This window comes from Nitratireductor sp. ATLC21 (assembly GCF_057196525.1).
In genome coordinates this window covers 327,660-346,105 of the sequence record NZ_JBXUOU010000002.1, presented here as the reverse complement: position 1 = coordinate 346,105, position 18,446 = coordinate 327,660, and the positions used below count along the sequence as shown (strand labels likewise).

At 60.1% G+C, this 18,446-nt stretch carries 16 protein-coding genes and 1 riboswitch; of the genes, 7 read left to right on the top strand and 9 right to left on the bottom strand.

Annotation, left to right across the window (positions count from 1 at the left end):
* Positions 1 to 25: 25 nt before the first annotated feature.
* Together AC2CHD_RS09325 and AC2CHD_RS09320 are read right to left on the bottom strand one after the other, a co-directional pair.
* Positions 26 to 1,192, bottom strand: coding sequence for an NAD(P)/FAD-dependent oxidoreductase (locus tag AC2CHD_RS09325; RefSeq protein WP_484553454.1), 1,167 nt, complete (start codon positions 1,190 to 1,192; stop codon positions 26 to 28).
* On the bottom strand, positions 1,189 to 2,499 hold the full coding sequence (locus AC2CHD_RS09320; protein ID WP_484553453.1) for an NAD(P)/FAD-dependent oxidoreductase: 1,311 nt from the start codon (positions 2,497 to 2,499) through the stop codon (positions 1,189 to 1,191). Before AC2CHD_RS09320 ends, AC2CHD_RS09325 begins: the two co-directional genes overlap by 4 nt.
* A gap of 110 nt (positions 2,500 to 2,609) precedes the next feature.
* Here AC2CHD_RS09320 and AC2CHD_RS09315 point away from each other — a divergent pair, with 110 nt between their 5' ends.
* Positions 2,610 to 3,512: a LysR family transcriptional regulator gene (locus AC2CHD_RS09315; RefSeq protein WP_484553452.1), complete on the top strand. Its 903-nt coding sequence runs from the start codon at positions 2,610 to 2,612 to the stop codon at positions 3,510 to 3,512.
* On the opposite strand, the gene AC2CHD_RS09310 is transcribed toward AC2CHD_RS09315, so the two are convergent.
* Positions 3,439 to 4,260: a helix-turn-helix transcriptional regulator gene (locus AC2CHD_RS09310; RefSeq protein WP_484554222.1), complete on the bottom strand. Its 822-nt coding sequence runs from the start codon at positions 4,258 to 4,260 to the stop codon at positions 3,439 to 3,441. The genes AC2CHD_RS09315 and AC2CHD_RS09310 overlap by 74 nt on opposite strands.
* Before the next feature lie 480 nt (positions 4,261 to 4,740).
* Between AC2CHD_RS09310 and AC2CHD_RS09305 the strand changes: the two genes are divergently transcribed.
* From AC2CHD_RS09305 to AC2CHD_RS09295, 3 genes are all read left to right on the top strand, one after another.
* Positions 4,741 to 6,720: a TonB-dependent receptor domain-containing protein gene (locus tag AC2CHD_RS09305; RefSeq protein ID WP_484553451.1), complete on the top strand. Its 1,980-nt coding sequence runs from the start codon at positions 4,741 to 4,743 to the stop codon at positions 6,718 to 6,720.
* Between the two features lie 193 nt (positions 6,721 to 6,913).
* The gene (locus tag AC2CHD_RS09300) at positions 6,914 to 8,794 is read left to right on the top strand and encodes a PhoX family protein (protein WP_484553450.1); all 1,881 of its coding nucleotides are present in this window, start codon (positions 6,914 to 6,916) and stop codon (positions 8,792 to 8,794) included.
* Between the two features lie 207 nt (positions 8,795 to 9,001).
* Entirely contained in the window at positions 9,002 to 9,799 is a 798-nt protein-coding gene (locus AC2CHD_RS09295; protein WP_484553449.1) for an ion transporter, read from the top strand.
* 8 nt (positions 9,800 to 9,807) lie between these two features.
* Here the strand turns inward: AC2CHD_RS09295 and AC2CHD_RS09290 are convergent, their stop codons facing one another.
* Entirely contained in the window at positions 9,808 to 10,899 is a 1,092-nt protein-coding gene (locus AC2CHD_RS09290; RefSeq protein WP_229450430.1) for a 2'-deoxycytidine 5'-triphosphate deaminase, read from the bottom strand.
* Positions 10,900 to 10,982: 83 nt separating this feature from the next.
* Positions 10,983 to 11,060: riboswitch (SAM riboswitch) on the top strand.
* 49 nt (positions 11,061 to 11,109) lie between these two features.
* On the opposite strand from AC2CHD_RS09290, the gene AC2CHD_RS09285 reads away from it, so the two are divergent.
* The gene (locus AC2CHD_RS09285) at positions 11,110 to 12,300 is read left to right on the top strand and encodes an O-succinylhomoserine sulfhydrylase (RefSeq protein ID WP_484553448.1); all 1,191 of its coding nucleotides are present in this window, start codon (positions 11,110 to 11,112) and stop codon (positions 12,298 to 12,300) included.
* Positions 12,301 to 12,308: 8 nt separating this feature from the next.
* On the opposite strand, the gene AC2CHD_RS09280 is transcribed toward AC2CHD_RS09285, so the two are convergent.
* Positions 12,309 to 12,914 carry a CDP-alcohol phosphatidyltransferase family protein gene (locus AC2CHD_RS09280; RefSeq protein ID WP_484553447.1) on the bottom strand — a complete coding sequence of 202 codons (606 nt, stop codon included), beginning with the start codon at positions 12,912 to 12,914 and terminating at the stop codon, positions 12,309 to 12,311.
* Between the two features lie 191 nt (positions 12,915 to 13,105).
* Between AC2CHD_RS09280 and apaG the strand changes: the two genes are divergently transcribed.
* Positions 13,106 to 13,498 (top strand): Co2+/Mg2+ efflux protein ApaG, encoded by a 393-nt coding sequence (apaG, locus tag AC2CHD_RS09275; protein WP_484553446.1) that lies wholly within the window; start codon positions 13,106 to 13,108, stop codon positions 13,496 to 13,498.
* Here the strand turns inward: apaG and AC2CHD_RS09270 are convergent.
* From AC2CHD_RS09270 to AC2CHD_RS09260, 3 genes are read right to left on the bottom strand one after another with little or no spacing between them, the layout of a single operon-like run.
* Positions 13,491 to 14,492 (bottom strand): Hsp33 family molecular chaperone, encoded by a 1,002-nt coding sequence (locus AC2CHD_RS09270; RefSeq protein ID WP_484553445.1) that lies wholly within the window; start codon positions 14,490 to 14,492, stop codon positions 13,491 to 13,493. The genes apaG and AC2CHD_RS09270 overlap by 8 nt on opposite strands.
* Entirely contained in the window at positions 14,474 to 15,391 is a 918-nt protein-coding gene (gene argF, locus AC2CHD_RS09265; RefSeq protein ID WP_484554221.1) for an ornithine carbamoyltransferase, read from the bottom strand. The genes AC2CHD_RS09270 and argF overlap by 19 nt, the downstream gene beginning before the upstream one ends.
* A 19-nt stretch (positions 15,392 to 15,410) precedes the next feature.
* Positions 15,411 to 16,604, bottom strand: coding sequence for an aspartate aminotransferase family protein (locus AC2CHD_RS09260; RefSeq protein ID WP_229450424.1), 1,194 nt, complete (start codon positions 16,602 to 16,604; stop codon positions 15,411 to 15,413).
* A 374-nt stretch (positions 16,605 to 16,978) separates the two neighbouring features.
* Here AC2CHD_RS09260 and AC2CHD_RS09255 point away from each other — a divergent pair, with 374 nt between their 5' ends.
* Positions 16,979 to 17,494, top strand: coding sequence for a GcrA family cell cycle regulator (locus AC2CHD_RS09255; RefSeq protein WP_229450423.1), 516 nt, complete (start codon positions 16,979 to 16,981; stop codon positions 17,492 to 17,494).
* Between the two features lie 70 nt (positions 17,495 to 17,564).
* On the opposite strand, the gene AC2CHD_RS09250 is transcribed toward AC2CHD_RS09255, so the two are convergent.
* On the bottom strand, positions 17,565 to 18,428 hold the full coding sequence (locus AC2CHD_RS09250; protein ID WP_484554220.1) for a LysR family transcriptional regulator: 864 nt from the start codon (positions 18,426 to 18,428) through the stop codon (positions 17,565 to 17,567).
* Between the last annotated feature and the right edge of the window lie 18 nt (positions 18,429 to 18,446).

Here is an 18,446-nt window from a genome sequence, read left to right as displayed (position 1 = left end):
TCTGTCTCCCCTCATCATTTCCCTCTCAACCATGCAATGTCAGTGCAGCGTGATCCTTTGGGGAAAGGTTCGAAAAACGGCCAAATCCAAAGGCACTGATATCCAACTCCGGCGGCCGGTTCAGGAGAAGCTGGGCTGCGAGCAGGCCGCTTATCGGCCCGATACCGAAACCATGACCGGAAAACCCTGCCGCCACCACCAGATTGTCGACGCCAGGCACGGCATCGATGACCGGCAGAGCGTCCGGAGTGAGATCAAGCACCCCACCCCAAACGCTTTCGATCTCGGCATCGGCAAAGACCGGCAACACGTGGGAAACGCGGGAGATCGTCTCCTGGATCTTTCCCATGGAGGTTCGCGCCACAGGCTTGCCATCCTTCTCATCAAGTTTGCCCGTCCAGATTTCCGCGCCGCTCGTCACCCTTAGATGGCCCCCGGCTTCCTGTCGCACCGCCATATTTGCGTTGGCGACACCAAGCACGGGCGCAACCACCGGTGGGCAGGGCGCGCTGCGCAGGACCGTGACAAGCGGATGCTGCAACGGGATGGCGTGGCCAAGCGGTTCCAGAAGCCTATTGACCAGGATGCCTGGAGCCGCAAGAACCGCCCCAGCCGATATCTCCCTGTTCCGGGTAACGGCACCGCTGACTTTCGCTCCGTTCACCACCAGACGCTGGACAACCTCCCCCGTCGAAATTCTCACGCCTTTTCGCTCCGCCAGCCGCAGATAGGCGTTCACCGTGGCAACCGGATCTGCGTGGCCATCCGTCGGACACCAGGAAGCAGCCCGCACAGACGCCGAAAGGGCCGGCACCATGGCGCGGACCGCGCTGTTGTCGGCCAGAAAACTTATGTCGAGCCCGGCCGCCTTCTGATCGGCAACCAGCGCTTTTATTGTCTCCACTTCGGCGTCGCTGCGCGCCAGGCGCAGATTTCCCTCCTGGCGGTAATGCGTCTCGGCTTCCAGCCTGTGATCCAGTTCCTGCCAACGCGCCACGGCAGCCCGTGCCAGCGGGAGCTCGGCTGGATGCCGGCCCGACTGCCGCACACCGGCCAGCGTCCAGCCCGATGCCATGGCCGCAGGGCCGTAACGGTCGACCACTTCCACCCGCGCGCCCATCTCCGCAAGCTCAAGGGCCGCGACCGCGCCCGTTATACCTGCCCCGATGACGAGGACATCGGCTGCGCTCATGCCACCGCTCTCCTCGAGAACCTGGAAAGGCTGAACGGTTTCGGGTCCACCACCGGCGTTTCGCCGGTCGTCATCTGCGCGGCAAGCAGGCCCGCGCCCGGGCCGATGCCGAAACCGTGGCCGGATAATCCTGTTGCGATCAGGAGCCCCTGCCATCCCGGCGGTGAATCCAGAACAGGAATTTCGTCTGGCATAACGTCGATCATCCCGCCCCAAGTCTCGACCGGGTGGGCATCAGCCAATTGCGGATGCAACTCTCTCGCCGCATTCATCACGCTGTTGATGAGCCGTGGGTCCGGCTTCGGATCGAAGACCCGGACGCGCTCGAAAGGGGTTTCCTCATCGGCCCGCCAACGGGCCGTTCCGAGCGGGCCAAAGAAATCCCGCCCCGCCTTGATTGTCATGATGCGCCAGCGATCCCGCAACACGGGCAGAAATGCGCCAAAATGACGGAACGCTGCCGGAATGAGCTGAAACTCGGCGGCACCGCTGCGCGCAATCGTGTAACCGCCATCCAGCCGCCTCCGCACGGAAGCACGCGCAGCACCCAGACCGCCGGACACGATCTCCGGCGCGGGGCCTGTTCGCAATACAGATGACTTGACGGCAAGCTGCGGCAGATTCAGCCCGAGATTTTCAAGGAATGTGCGCGACCACACGCCGCCGGCCAGGATGACCGACTTACACGCTATTTCACCATGTTCGGTGACAACACCGACAACCGCGCCATTGGCTCTTTCCACCATCCGAACCGCGCAGTTTTCAAGGACGGTAACACCGCATTTCTTTGCATATCGAGCCATTGCCGGCACAGCAAGCGCAGGCTCTGCTGTTGCATCCGAGGGCGTGTGGATGGCACCCCGGAAGCGGCGGTCACCACGGCCGAGAAACCGATCAGTCTCGGCTGAAGACAAAAGAACCGTGTCGAGCTGAAAGGGCTTTGCTGCCTCGTACCACGCCTCATGGGGGTCGAACTCGGCGTCATTTTCCGCGAGATAGGTGGTGCCGCGCACACCATAGCCGATGTCCGTGTCGAGCTGCGGGACGATCCGCGCCCAAAGACGCGCGCTCTCGATCATCAACGGCAGTTCACGTAGATCGCGTCCCGTCTTGCGGATCCAGCCCCAGTTTCGCGAGGACTGCTCGCCGGCTATGCGCCCCTTCTCGCACAGGACGACCGGAATGCCCCGCTCGGCCAGATGAATGGCCGCCGTGACACCAACAATACCGCCACCGATAACCACAATCTCGGTTTGGTTTGGAACGGAGGACGGATCAATCCTCCCCTGGGAGCTGGTACCGTTCACCTTCATGCCCCTCACATGGCCGGATGGAATTATCCTGTCAGTGAACGGCTGAAGCGGCTATAAGGCAAATAAGGATTTATTCCATCTCTATCAGAAAAACTTATAGCCAAATGCTCAGCCCACGATCTCTGGAAGCCTTTCGCGAAGTGATGCGCACCGGTAGTGTTTCCGGGGCTGCAGAAGAACTTCTGATCTCACAACCAGCCGTCAGCCGCCTGATAAGGGAACTGGAGGAACGGCTCGATCTGCGGCTCTTTACCCGCCACGGCGGTCGGATTGTTGCGACACCGGCCGCGCATGAATTCTGGATGGAGGTTGAGCGCAGCTTCACCGGATTGAAGCATATCGAGCGGGCGGCCCAACAGATCAAGCGCGGGCAACGTGCCACGCTGAGCATCGCTGCAGCACCGGCGTTTGCCCAGGCAGCGTTGCCACAGGCCGTTGCTGAACTCCACCAGTTACGGCCCGAGTTCCGAGCGGAGTTTTTCTCGATGACCACGCTGCCTGTGGTGCGGCAGGTCGCGCTGCGGCAATGCCAGATCGGCTTCGGTATCCCCACCCAGCACAAGTCGGAGATCGATGTGGTGCGAACCGGCGCATTGCCCTACCGCTTCATCGCTCCAGCCGGACATTTCCTGGGCGAGAAGGCGGAGGTGGAAATAGAGGATTTGTCGGGACTGGATTTCGTGGGCTTTGTCGATTCCACCATGACCGGCCGCAGTTTCGACCGACGCTTTGCAAGAATGCGCAAGCCGCCGGTGATGAAGATGCGCAGCTATCTTTCCATCGTCATTGCCGCTCTGGTGCGGCGCGGCCTGGGCGTGGGGATCGTCGATCCATTCACGGCCGAGGAACATGAGCGCGCCGGGGGTATCGTCCGTCCTCTCAACACTGAAGAGCGCTTTGAATACTCGGTTATCAAGCCGATCGGAGAAAAGCTCAGCCCGGAGTGTGAAGCGCTGGTGGAGATCTTCGAGCGCCTGGCCGAGGCACACCGGCACGAACCTGGCTAGGGGTCATGCCAAATGCCTTGCGAAAAGCCGTCGTGAAACTCGAAATGTTGTTGTAACCGGCCAAATACGCTGCATGCGCGATCGGGATTCCATCCTGCGCAAGGGCCGCGCGAGCAGCTTCCAGGCGTTTCTGCCGAATGAAGTCGAAGACTGTCATGCCGAAGTGCATCTTGAAATGCCGTTGCAGCGTGGAGGTGCTGCAGCCGACCTCAAGCGCGATGCGGCCTATGGTGAGTTCCCGATCCAGATTGCCGGCTATGAAATCGCGGGCACGCTCACAATACCGCAGGCTGATGAGCGTCGGCGCAGGAAGAAGCTCATGCTTTTCCGCGAGCATCGTCAACAGGGACTGCCACATCAGATCAAGCCCCTGAGCTCTCAGATAGAGGGAGCACAACTCGCCCTGCAGGGCTGGCGGCGGCTGCATGATCTTCTGGGCTGACTGGACGATGTGTTGCCCCGGCTCAAAGGCAAAATGGGCAAGATGCTGAGAAAAGAAGGTCCGAAGGACCGATTGTTGCGCTTCATCCTGCACCTCAAACAGACGCTGAAGCCAGGGCAGCGGTGCAGAAATCATCACCTTGCGCAGCGGTGTCTCGCTGTCATTGAAGAAGCGTAACCGGCTGTCCTTTGCGATATTGAGCATGAACACTGTCGGCGAGCGCTCCGCCTCCGTGCCCGCGTCGATCTCAAAATGTCGGCCATCGATCACGAAGTGCTGGGCGCCCTGCAACAGCACCATCAACATGAATTTCGGCCAGATGTTCAGCTCACGCGTATCGGAGGTGCAGTTGGGCACCCCCTCTAGGGCACCAACAAAAAGTTCCTGTGATGTGTACTGCATTCAAAGACCCTGACACCGTCACGGCGCGACCGACATCGCGACCGGCACAATGCCGTTTGAGCCTAAGAGATTGCAGTTCCTGACAAACTCTTTCGGCTCGACACGTTTTTGAGGTCAGACATATATATGACCAATCTTCTCAAGATTAAGCTGTACGGGTGCGAGAAGCAAGGCTGAGGCCTGAAGCAAGCGACCGGCACCAGCACGATGCTTGAGAAGTTCGCGAGCAAGGGGCTCATTCCGGTGGGATCGCGAAACGGTGTGTCTGCTTGCGCAGGCACGATACCGACGCTTTGTCTCTTATTGACCCTTTGCTGCATCAGACCATTGGCTGCCAGGCCGGAGCCCAGCGCTTTCCGGCCGGGGATCAACAGGGAAACAAAAATGACGTTTACGCGGATACTGCCGCTTACCGGTGTCTCGCTGCTTGCGATGGCTTCCGCATTGCAGGCACAGGACGGCAACCAGACAACCACTGTCCTCGACACGATCACCGTCATCAGTGACGGCAAGGAAAACATCGAAGCGACGGGCGGCACGGTTGTAACGAGGGAAGACCTGGAGACCCTCCAACCCAGCAATACCTCGGAGCTTTTTTCGCGTGAATCCTCGATCAGCGTCTCGGGCGGCGGCGGCCCTTCCAAGCGTATCCACGTTCTGGGCATGGAACAGTCGCACCTTGCCGTCAGCGTGGATGGCGTGCCGCAGACCGCAACAAGCTGGCACCATACCGGTTCAAACGTCATCGACCCCGTATTCCTGAAGCAGGTGGAGGTGGAAGCAGGTGCGGCCGCCGCCGATGCCGGCTTTGGCGCGGCAGCCGGTGCGATCCGCTACGAGACCGTCGGAGCTCTCGATCTCCTTGAAGAGGGAAAGAACCTCGGCGCAAGGCTCGGACTTTCCTATGGCACGAACGGCCGTGGCTTCTCGGGCAGTGCCGCCGGTTATGGCCGACACGAAGGGTTCGACTGGTTCGTGATGACGCACGGCGCAACGGGCAAGAACTACGAGAACGGCGACGGGCTGGAAATCCTCGGCACCGAGCCCGCGGCCCGCAAAATTCTCACCAAACTCGGCTACGAAGCAGAAGGTCATCGCCTCGAGCTGGGCTATGAGCGCAGCCGCGACAAGGCTGATCGCCTGATCAAGATGAACATGGGGCTGGCCGGCGACACGGTGCATCCGCTCGAAGTGGCGCGGGATGCCGTGAACCTGAAATACACCACAACGGCACCCACCGACATGTGGGATCCGGAGGTGATGGTCTATTACAGCGAGAACAACTATTGGCGGCCGAACTATCAGGACCGCACCAATGGCAATATGGCGCTGGATGAAGACCTGTTCGGCGGCAAGGTCCAGAACCGTTTCACTTTCGACAGCGGCAACATCACGGCGGGTGTCGATTTCGGCCGGCATGGCTATTTCACCGACAATTACGGCAACAATGACCGCCGATACCGCGACTTCTCGACCTTTCAGCTCGGCGCCTTCGCGCAGGGCCGCTTCGAATTCGACAACGGCTTCAACCTGTCGACCGGCGTGCGCTATGACGGCCATCGCTTCACCGACTGGAACGACACAAAGTTCTCCGACAGCGGTGCCAGCGTGAACGCGACGGTCTCCTATAAATTCAACGACCATTTCGAGGTGTTTGCCGGTGCCTCGCGCACCTGGCTGGGCTATGTGATCGGCGATTATGGCTATGTGCACGCCCGCGACGACAGTTTCACCACAGCCCCCGGCTTCAGCGCCGGCACGGCGCAGAACCTTAAAGCGGGGGCGAATTTCGGAGGCGAGAACTGGAACGCCGGCGTGACCTTCTTCGACACACGCATTGACGGCCTGCCCGTCTATGAGTGGGGAACGGGCGGTACGCTGCACAATTCTCCCGATGAGTCACGCTCGCGTGGTGTGACGCTGAATGCCGGATATCGCTGGGAAAACACGAAGATCGGCGCAACGTTCACAAAGGCGAAGGTGACGATCGGAGACAATACCGCCCTTCCCAACAGCAGTACCTTCATGCCGATTGGCGATATGGCCACGCTTTATATCGACCATGTCATTCCGGACTACAATTTGAAGCTGGGCGCATCCTTGGCCTGGGCGGGGAAGATCTCCGATGCCTATGCCACGGCTGAAGGGTTTTACGATCAGCCCGCCTATACCGTGGTCAACACCTATGCCGAATGGACGCCGCCGTCCTATGAAAACATGACCATTCGCGTCGGCGTCGAAAATCTGTTCGACGAAACCTATTTCGAGCGCACCGGCTTTGCCGCAAGCTCGAACCGTGGCGGGATCGAACCCGTGTATGCGCCAGGTCGCACCTTTACATTCCACACCGCTGTAAAGTTCTGACCTCACCGAGAGCAGAACAGAAACCTTGAAACCGGGGCCGGCCAGCGCAATGGTCGGCCCTTCCCTTTTCGGCCTTCAGGTCGACCATCCGGACACAGCCCTGTAAAAATCCTGTCGCATGCATTCGCTACGGATAACGGCAGATGCCGCCATCGGCGGCTCAATCCAGCCAAACAGCCAGAGGACTGCCGTGATGAAAAAGCAGGATATCGTTCGCCTGTCATGGGACGAATTCGACGAGATGCGCGATCCGCGCCCTGAGGACAATGGTTTTGACGCCGTGGTGGAGCGTGCCATCTCGCGTCGCGGTTTTCTGGGTGGTGTTCTCGCCTTCGGTTCTGCGGCCGCCGTTATAGGGTCCGGCGTTCTTTCTTCCACCTCAACCGCAAAGGCTGAAGGCGCGGCTTTCAAATTCGAGCCGATCGGGATCGCGACCGATCACGAAATACACGTTCCCAATGGATATCGCTGGAAAACACTCGTTCGCTGGGGCGACCCGCTCTTCAAGGATGCGGAAGGCGCCTACTCGCCAGAGGCCGGAGTTCCTGTCGAAATGTCGGACAGGGTGTTCGGTGAGAACACCGATGGCATGGAGACCTTTGTCGATGGTGACAAGACGATCCTTGCCATCAATTCCGAATATGTGAACCCGGAAATCAATCTCCCCGCAGAAGCGGAAGGCATGCCTCGCAATGCCGACGAGGTGAAACTCCTCCAGAACATGCAGGGCGTGACAGTGCTGGAAATCGCCGACAGGGGCGATGGCTACGCCGTGGTGTTCGACAGCCCCTATAACCGCCGCATCACCCATGAGACGCCGATGACCATGGACGGCCCTGCCGCAGGCTCCGATCTGGTCAAGACCAATGCCGATCCGGAAGGCCGCTCGCCGAAAGGCACCATGAACAATTGCGGCTCCGGCAAGACGCTCTGGGGCACCTATCTGACCTGCGAAGAAAACTTCAATGGCTATTTCGGCACGACGGCAGAACGCGAGGCCACGGAAGGCGAAGTGCGCTACGGCATCGGCGGTGAAGGCCGGTACGCCTATGAAAAATTCGACGAGCGATTCGACCTGTCCAAGGAACCCAATGAGCCGAACCGTCACGGCTGGGTGACGGAGATCAACCCGCTCGATCCGGAATCGACGCCCGTCAAGCACACTGCGCTCGGACGCTTCAAGCACGAAAACGCCGAGATGGTGCAGGCTGCCGACGGGCGCGTCGTGGTCTATATGGGCGACGATGAGCGCGGCGAGTTCATCTATCGCTACGTGTCGAACGGCACCTGGGCCGAAGGCCAGCCCACAGACGGGTTGCTTTCGGACGGCACACTCTATGTCGCCAAGTTCAACGATGACATGACCGGCGAATGGCTGCCACTGACACCCGAAAGCACTGGAATGTCCATTGAGGAGATTCTTGTCTTTTCCCGTATCGCCGGCTCCAAGGTCGGGGCCACCACGATGGATCGTCCGGAATGGGTTGCCGCCAATCCGTTGCGGGTCGAGGCCTATTGCGCCCTGACCAACAACAAGAATCGCGGTGTGAAAGCCAATGCCGGCGGCGATGAACAGCCGGTGGGCGGGCCCAACCCACGCGAGACCAACAATTTCGGCCAGATCGTTCGCTGGCGGCCGGAAGGGGAAGACCATGGCGCTGACAGGTTTACCTGGGATCTTTACGTCATGGCCGGCAATCCGAAGGCGTATAACAATGTCTACGCCGGATCGGACAATGTGAACGAAGGCAACATGTTCAATTCGCCCGATGGCATGGCGTTCTCTTCGGACGGGTTGCTGTGGATCCAGACCGATGGTGATGACAGCAATGAGGGTGAATTCGAAGGACAAGGAAACAACCAGATGCTGGTCGGCAATCCCGAAACCGGTGAAATTGCGCGCTTCCTCACAGCTCCGAACGGCGCAGAAGTGACCGGCCTTACCTGGTCGCCGGACCGCAAGGTTGCGTTCGTTGGCATCCAGCATCCCGGCGGCAGCTGGCCAGACGGCAATGGAAAGCCACGCTCGGCAGTGATCTCCGTCTGGCGGGAAGACGGTGAAGTCATCGGCTAGCTCGAAACGCTGCAATTGATGAACGAGGCAGGAAGACGCACTTCCTGCCTCTTTTCGTTCAGGGAAACGAGCGCGCTTCGCTCGCTTTGCCGGTGCTCCATCGCAGGCACTTTGTGGCCGAACTGTCGCGAACGGCTTGACGTTTCGCCGATTCCATCCCACCTGTGTGCCGCTCAATTCTGCCAAACACCAACCGGACTCCCAAACGTGCAAGCGCTCAAAAGCCTGATCGAATCCCGCCGTTTCGAAGCGGTCATCACTGCCCTTATCGTCGTCAATGCGATCACGCTGGGTCTTGAGACTTCTGAACGGGCCATGGCTGCATTTGGCCCACTGCTGAAAACACTGGACCAGGCCATATTGGGTGTTTTCGTCGCCGAGCTTCTCGCGCGCTTCGTCGTCTACCGGCAGAACTTCTTCCGCGACCCGTGGCGTATCTTCGACCTCGTGGTGGTGGGCATTGCGCTTGTTCCGGCGACCGCCGGGCTCTCGGTGTTGCGCGCGCTGCGCATCCTGCGTGTTCTGCGGCTTGTCAGCATGGTGCCGTCATTGCGACGTGTGGTCGGGGGACTGATCTCGGCCCTGCCTGGCATGGGTTCCATCATGCTGCTTCTAGGGCTGGTGTATTATGTTTTCGCCGTCATGGCCACGAAGCTGTTCGGCGCCTCCTTTCCGGACTGGTTCGGCACGATAGGCCTTTCTGCCTACTCGCTGTTCCAGATCATGACACTGGAAAGCTGGTCGATGGGCATCGTCCGTCCGGTGATGGAGGTCTATCCGCTCGCCTGGCTTTTCTTTATTCCCTTCATCGTCTCGACCACCTTCACGGTGTTGAACCTGTTTATCGGTATCATCGTCTCGGCGATGCAGGCCGAGCATGATGAAGAGGCATCGGCTGAGCGCACCGCCCTGCAGGCCGAGCAGGAGATCATCCTCAACGAGATTCGAGCCCTGCGCAAAGAAGTGCAGGCAATGGCCGCGGAAAAGGCGCGAGAAGAGCGCTAATTTTTGCGTCAGCCCATGCGGAAGTGTTTGGAAAGCTTCAGCGACTGGCCCTGATAATTGGATTTCAGATCTGCGCCATAGAGTGCATCAGGGCGTGAAAGCATCCGCTCGTAGACGAGGCGGCCCACGATCTGGCCATGCTCGAGAATGAACGGGACCTCATGGCTGCGCACTTCCAGAACTGCGCGGCTACCGGTGCCGCCGGCAGAGGAATGACCGAAGCCGGGATCGAAGAAGCCCGCATAGTGCACGCGGAACTCGCCCACCAATGGATCGAAGGGCGTCATCTCGGCGGCATGGTGCGGCGGCACATGCACCGCTTCCTGCGACACGAGAATGTAGAACTCGTCGGGATCGAGGATCAGGCCGCCCGCACCGTCGCCGGTCAAAGGCTCCCAGAAGTCCGCGATGTCGTGTTGATCGCGCTTGTCCACATCGATCAGCGCCGTGTGGTGTTTTGCACGGTAGCCTATCAGCCCGGTGCCGCCACCGCTCAGATCGACCGAAAGCGCGATACCACCACCGGTGATGTTGGGATCTTCCGAAGCAACAAGCGTCTCGCGCGCATGCAGCTCCGCCAGCGCGCTTTCATCGAGCAGCGCCTTGCCGGTACGGAAGCGGATTTGGGAGAGGCGCGAGCCGGTGCGCACCACGATCGGAAAAGTGCGCGGGCTCACCTCCATATAAAGCGGACCGGAATAGCCGGCGGGGATCTTGTCGAACTCCTGCCCGTGATCGGTCATCACGCGGGTAAAGATGTCGAGGCGTCCGGTCGAACTTTTGGGGTTGGCCGAGGCGGAAATGCCGTCTGGCAGATCGAGCCCCTCCAGCAGTGGGACAATATAGACGCAGCCTGTTTCCAGAACTGCGCCCTCACCGAGCGCGATCTCATGCAGCTTGAGTTTCTCGAGCTTTTCCGAAACGCGGTGGTTCGGTCCCGGCAGGAAGCTGGCGCGCACGCGATAGGCGACGGTGCCAAGTCGCAGATCGAGGCTGGCCGGCTGAATTTGATCGTGATCCAGCGGGCGGGCCGAGGCAAGCGCCCCATTGTCGAACAGTGCCGCGATATCCTTGTCCGGCAGAATTCCCGCTTTTGCCAACGCCCCTCTCCTTGCACAGGCTTTGTTTGAACGAGGTTTAGCGCCGCTTGTCGTTGACGCAAGGCGCTTGAGGGCGTAATGGAGCTTTATCCCGTGGTGATTTGGCCGGTCGGCTTGCAGCCACGTTAAAGAAGTCGCTAAAAGGCCGTGCTCGATCACCGGACCGGCATGCGGCTTTTCGCGGCCGGTTTTTTGTTGGGTGTAGAAGCGATGACAGAGAATTCCGAGAACGACTGGAAACCACAGACAGCGCTGGTTCATGGCGGGGTCACACGCTCGCATTTTGGCGAAACCTCCGAAGCGCTCTATCTGACGCAGGGCTTCATCTATGACAGTGCAGAAGCCGCGGAAGCCCGTTTCAAGGGTGAGGAACCGGGCTTCGTCTATTCCCGCTATGCCAACCCGACCGTTGACATGTTCGAGCGCCGCATGTGTGCGCTGGAGGGCGCCGAAGAGGCGCGCGCCATGTCTTCCGGCATGGCGGCTGTCACCGCCGCGCTGCTTTGCTCGCTCAAGGCAGGCGATCATGTCGTGGCCGGCCGCGCGCTTTTCGGATCCTGCCGCTGGGTCGTCGAAACGCTGATGCCCCGCTACGGGATCGAGACAACGCTTGTCGACGGCGCGAAGCTTGAAAACTGGAAAGCGGCCATACGCCCCAACACCAAGCTTTTCTTTCTTGAAAGCCCCACCAATCCGACATTGGAAGTGGCGGACATTGCCGGTGTCGCCGCCCTTGCGAATGAGATCGGCGGGCGTCTCGTTGTCGACAACGTGTTCGCCACTCCTCTCCTGCAGAAGCCTCTTGAACTGGGCGCGCATGTGGTCGTCTATTCCGCCACCAAGCACATTGACGGTCAGGGCCGATGTCTGGGCGGTGTTGTGTTGTCGGACAAGGAATGGGTGGACGAGCATCTCCAGGGCTTCTTCCGCCACACCGGGCCCAGCCTTTCGCCCTTCAACGCATGGACGCTGCTCAAGGGGCTGGAGACACTGCCGCTGCGCGTGCGCCAGCAAACCGAAAGCGCCGGCCGCATCGCCGATCTGCTCGCCGACCACCCCAAGGTCGCCCGTGTCATCTATCCGGGGCGCGAGGATCACCCCCAGGCCGATATCATCGCCCGGCAGATGAAGGGCGGTTCGACCCTGATCTGCGCTGAACTGAAAGGCGGCAAGAAGGACGCATTCGCTTTTGAGAATGCTTTGAAAATCTTCCAGATTTCAAACAATCTGGGTGACGCCAAGAGCCTGATTACCCATCCTGCCACGACGACGCACAAGAATCTGTCTGACGAGGCACGCGCCGAGCTGGGCATCGGCGACGGCACGCTGCGCCTGTCGGTCGGTCTGGAGGATTGCGATGACCTTCTCGCCGACGTGGAACGGGCACTCGATGCGATCTAGCCAGGAGTCTAGCTGAACCGCCTGCCCGCCAGAACAATGCGTGAAACGGTGGTATAGGCGGTCAGCGCGGCGAAGCCAAAGGCGAGTACCGGAAACCAGGACGGTAAGAGACACATGGCCACGAATACGGCAAGTGTCTCGCTCGCTTCGGCAAGCCCCGTGGTGAAGAACAGCGATTTCTCCCCCCGTGCATCGCTCTTGAGCCTGCGCTTTTCGGCCATGATCGCGTAGGCCAGGAAGCTCGCCCCGTTCACGTAGAACGCCAGTAGAAGGACAGCGCCGGCAATCGCGTTTGCACCGGGATCGACGATGATGAAGCCGAGCGGCACGGCTCCGTAAAAGGCAAAATCCAGAACGATGTCGAGATAGCCGCCGAAATCGGTCTTGCCGTGAATTCTGGCAATGGCTCCATCCAGCCCGTCACATAAGCGGCTGGCCAAAATGAGGGCGAGGCCCGCCCAGAAAGCCTGATATGCAATGAGAGCGGCGGCGGCCAACCCCAGGACAAGCCCCGCATAGGTGACAGCATTGGCGCGCACCCCCGCTGCCGCGAGTTGAGCGGCAATGGCCGATAATCCCGGGTCGATCTTTCGATGCGCCCAACCGTCAAGCATGTTTCACCAGCGCGTTGTCCTCAATGCCCCATGCTTATCGCCATTCGACCTCTCGTGCCGCTCACAATGGCGTCATGAAAGATCATCGCACCCCGTGCATGATCCCCCGTGACATCTCTGCTATGCTCTTGATCTTTCACGGGAAGGCCCCATCCTTCCTGCCTCGAGTGCGTGCAATGCGAGTTTGAGCCATGTACAGAGCTGTTACCCAATCGATCGAAGTGAGCGCTGAACCGAGCTACCTGCCCGCACAGTCAGACCCGGAAAGCGGCCATTTCGTATGGGCTTATCAGATCACGATCACAAACCATTCGCCCGAGACTGTTCAACTTGTCGCGCGATATTGGCACATAACCGACGAGACAGGCCGGGTTCAGGAGGTGCGTGGAGAAGGCGTGGTGGGAGAGCAGCCGGTCCTGCAACCGGGCGACAGCTACACGTATACGTCTGGCTGCCCGCTGACCGCTCCCTCCGGCATCATGGTGGGGCGCTACACGATGCGGGGACCGCGCGGGGCGCTGTTCGAGATTGACATTCCCGCATTTTCGCTCGATCTCCCCGGCGCCGCGGCCCGGATCAACTGAAATCCTTCGGATCGAAGACATATTCGGTCGAACAGAACTCACAGGTGACGCGTATGACGCCATCCTCGATGCTGTCGGCCACTTCATCCGGTGTAAAGCCGTCCAGAACGGCCTTGATCTTGTCTCGCGAACATGAGCAGTCATCGCGCACGTCGGAGCCTTCGTAGACGCGCACACCGTGCTCGTGAAACAGACGGTAAAGCAAGCGCTCGGCACCGACCGTGGGGTCGACGAGTTCCGTCATCTCCGCAGTGGAAAGCAACATCCGCGCTTCCTGCCACGCATTGTCTTGCGGATGCGTGGATCCTTCGTGCCCCTCGTCACCATCGCCGCCGGGCAGATCCAGGCCGCGCATACGCTCGGGCGAGCTGGGAAGGAACTGCAAAAGCAAACCGCCCGCGCGCCAATGTTCCTCGCCGCTCTCGCCGCCCGGCAGCACCATCTTGGCCACACCCAAACGAACCTCGGTCGGTATTTGCTCGGACTGGCGGAAATAGGTGCGCGCGACGTCTTCCAACGTCGCTCCATCGAGCTGCACGATACCCTGGTAACGCTGCATATCGGCACCCTGGTCGACGGTGAGAGCCAGAACACCGGCGCCAAGCAGATCTTCCGGGGCATCCTTGCCGGCTGCAATCGCCTCTTGCAGACGTGTCTCGTCAAAGCGCGCGTAAGCCCGCATGGAGCTGGGCGTGGAAAAATCGGCAACCAGCATGTCGACCGGACCATCGGAGCGGGTCTGGACGATGAACTTGCCCTCGAATTTGAGCGAGCTTCCCAGAAGCACCGTCAGAACGATGACTTCTGCAAGCAGGCGTGCAACCGGCTCGGGATAGGTGTGGCGCGCGAGGATCTGATCGAGCATCGGCCCGAGCTGAACCGCGCGACCGCGCACATCCAGCGGGTCGACGTCGAAAGGAACGACGTGGTCGTCTCCGGCGAAACCAAATTCGCCCAATTGTCTTGTTTCGCTCGTCACCTGTTGAAACACCATGCAAGAACCGCTTTTTGCGCGTGAAGGCGGTTTTCCGCCTCATCGAACACCACCGAATGCGGCCCGTCGATCACCTCGTCAGTCACTTCCTCGCCGCGATGAGCCGGCAGGCAATGCATAAACAGTGCATCGGATTTGGCGTGCTTCATCAGCGCTTCGTTCACCTGGAAGGGCTTGAAAACATTGTCGCCGCGCGCACGATGCTCCTGCCCCATCGACACCCAGGTGTCGGTCACCACGCAATCAGCATCGGCGACGGCCTCCTCGGCAGTTTTCGTGAACGTGATCCGCCCGCCATTCGCACGGGCCCAGTCGACATATTGCGCCATAGGCTCGCTGCCGGGGGGCACTGCAATGTTCAGCCGGAACTCCATGCGGGCAGAAGCCTCGATTAACGAATGCAGAACGTTGTTGCCGTCGCCGGTCCAGGCAAAGAGCTTGTCCTTGACCGGCCCCCGATGCTCCTCGAAGGTGAGAATATCGGCCATGATCTGACACGGGTGCGTGTCATCCGTCAGCCCGTTGATCACCGGAACGGTAGCATTCTCCGCCAGTTCGATGAGACGCTCGTGCGCCGTTGTGCGGATCATGATTGCATCCACATAGCGCGAGAGCACCTTCGCCGTATCAGCGATGGTCTCGGAGCGGCCAAGCTGCATCTCGGTGCCGGTGAGCATGATCGTTTCACCGCCAAGCTGGCGCATGCCGACATCAAAAGAGACGCGGGTCCGGGTGGACGGCTTATCGAAGATCATCGCCAGCGCCTTGCCTTCCAAAGGCCTTTCGCGTTCACCGGCCTTCAGGCGCGCCTTGCGCGCTCGCGCATCGTCGAGCATGGAACGCAGATCCTGGGGATCAACGGTCGACAGATCAATGAAGTGGCGCAGACCATTGGCCATGCCCGTCTCCCTGGTTTTCTCAAGCATCGGCTTTTTCGGTCGCCCTAACGGCAGCGGCAGCATCGTGGATGCGTTTCACCGCTTCGCGGATCTCATCTTCGGTGATGATCAATGGCGGCAACAGCCGAAGCACGTTGTCGCCAGCGGGCACCACCAGCATCTTCTGATCACGCAGAGCTTCCAGCAGACGCAGATTCTGTACCTTGCATTTGATACCGAGCATGAGGCCTTCGCCACGGACGCCCTCTATAATGTCCGGGAACTCATCGGCAACGGCAGCGAGACTCTGCTTGAACTGGAGCCCTTTCCTGCTGATGCTTTCCATGAAGCCATCGGCGAGGACCACATCCAGAACCGCATTGCCCACGGCCATTGCGAGCGGATTGCCACCGAACGTGGTGCCGTGGGTGCCGGGGGTCATGCCCTTTGCGGCTTCCGCTGTGGCAAGACACGCACCCAGCGGAAAGCCTCCGCCAATGCCCTTCGCCACGGCCATGAGGTCGGGCGTGATCTCCGCCCACTCATGCGCAAACAGCTTGCCGGTTCGCCCGACACCGCTCTGCACCTCATCCAGGATAAGGAGCAGCCCATGGCGATCACAAATTTCACGCAGCCGTCTCAGGGATGCATTGGGGATCGGGCGAACCCCGCCCTCGCCTTGAATGGGCTCGACCAGGATCGCGGCCGTCTCGGGGCCGATCGCTTTCAAAAGGGCTTCGGTATCGTCAAACGGAACCTGGTCGAAGCCTTCGACCTTCGGTCCAAAACCCTCAAGGTATTTCGCCTGCCCGCCAGCGGCGATGGTTGCCAGCGTACGTCCATGGAACGCGCCTTCGAAAGTGATCACGCGATAGCGCTCGGGCTGGCCGTTCACATGATGGTAGCGGCGCGCTGTCTTGATGGCGCACTCCAGCGCCTCTGCGCCGGAATTGGTGAAAAACACCTTGTCGGCAAAGCTGTTTTCAGCGAGCCGCTCTCCAAGCCGAGCCTGGCCGGGGATCTCGTAGACATTGGAGACGTGCCATAGTTTGCCTGCCTGCTCAGTCAGCGCGGCGACAAGATGCGGATGTGCATGCCCCAGCGAATTGACCGCGATACCGGCAGCGAAATCCAGATAGCGCTCGCCTTCGGCGGTCTCTATCCAGCATCCTTCGCCACGTTCAAACGCCAGTGGCTGGCGAGCATAAGTTCCATAAAGCGCAGATTCACGCATCCACACGGTCTCCGCTGAGCCTGAGATTGGTTTTCGGTCCGAGCACATACGGGCACGGAAGAATGAAATCAAAATGCCGCCCAAGGGGCGGCACTCGAGCGATTTATCGGTTGTTTCAGCTTGGCTGTCAACGCAGGCAGGCACGACAGCTCAGTGACAGCAAAAACCAGCAAATTGGGGAAAACCCCAAAAAGCGAATCAGCTTACGGTAAGGACTCTTGTCACGGAGTCTTGCGATAAGGTAGTTTCAGCCCAAGCAAAAAGACTACATTTTGTGCGGCGGACCACATCTACCATGATCATATGGTGCTCCCTCGGCTTTGGCCGGGCGAGACTGGATTCGGATTCCGCACGCTGGACAGGAGCGTGTCCCGATGAACTGGACTGATGAAAGAGTCGAAACCTTGAAAAAATTGTGGGCGGAAGGCTTGAGCGCAAGCCAGATCGCCGCACAGCTGGGCGGCGTTAGCCGCAATGCCGTTATCGGCAAGGTCCACCGCCTCAAGCTGTCCAGCCGGGGCCGAGCCACAAGCCCGCGCACGCGCCAGAAAAAGGCCGCGCCCGCGACCCAGGGCACGACGACGACACGTCGCCCCCGCAATACCCGGCCGACCACGGTCAGCGTTGGCGCGACGGCCCTGCAGGCGCAGTTCGACGAGGAGCCGGTGGCCCGGACCTATCTCCGCCCGACGGAAAATGTGGTGGTCCCGATCTCGCGCAAGCTTGAGCTGGTTCAACTGACCGAAACCACCTGCAAATGGCCGAACGGTGATCCTCTTTCTGAGGATTTCAGCTTCTGCGGCAATGAAGCGGGCGAAAGCGGGCCTTACTGCACCTATCATTCGCGCCTGGCATATCAGCCTGCCTCGGAGCGGCGCAGGAGCCGCTGATCCCATCTTATCTCTCCTCTGGACTAACCCGGCCGGCATATCCTGCGGCCGGGTTTTCTTTGTCGATTGATCAGGTCATCTTCGATAGCGCCGCACACCACCATTGCCAGGCGGCTTCCTCGGCGGCGCTCCGTCGTTTGCGGGCACGAACCAGGCGAAACTGCCCATAGGGCAGAAGCGGCCCATCCAGTCTCTGCAGAAGACCCGCAGCCAGCTCTCGCCCAAGCAGGCTCATATTCGCGAGAAGAACTCCCTGACCGCTAATTGCCGCCTGAACGGCATGCGCTTCATCCGAAAACCATGCAATCCGACCGGTATCGAGACGCCCAAGGCCGGCCTCCTGCCACCACATTTCCCAGTCGGGCGCTTCGGGGTGCGGTGACATCCATTCAAACGCAAGTAGAGGCGCATTGCGAATGGTGAGCGGATGAAGAGATGGCGCCGCCAAAGGCGCAAACCTGCCGGGGGCAAGATCGAAGCTATCCAGGTCCGGATCGCTGCTTCGTTGGAACCGAACCGCGAGATCGGCTTCTCCGCCCGAAAGGTCGACCACATCGTCCGACGCCAGAATACGCCAGCCCAGCTCCGGAAACGCCGCTCGGAACGCACCCACCTGCGGCGCAATCCAGAAGGTCGAGACGGCCATGGTTGCCGAAACCACCAGAGAGCTGCGAGAAAGATCCCGCTGGACCGCAACCAATGCATCGCTGATCCGCCCAAATGCCTCCTCCAGCACCGGATAAAGACGAGCGCCTTCCCGGGTCAGCGCAATGCGCCGCACTTGGCGCTCGAAAAGATCACACCCCAGTTGCTCTTCCAGCTTCCTGATCTGATGACTGACGGCTGTTGGCGTCACATTGAGTTCATGGGCTGCTTTTTTGAAGCTTCCCAAACGTGCAACCTTGACGAAAGTGCGTAACGCGGGCAACGGCATCCAGGACAAGGCGAGCTC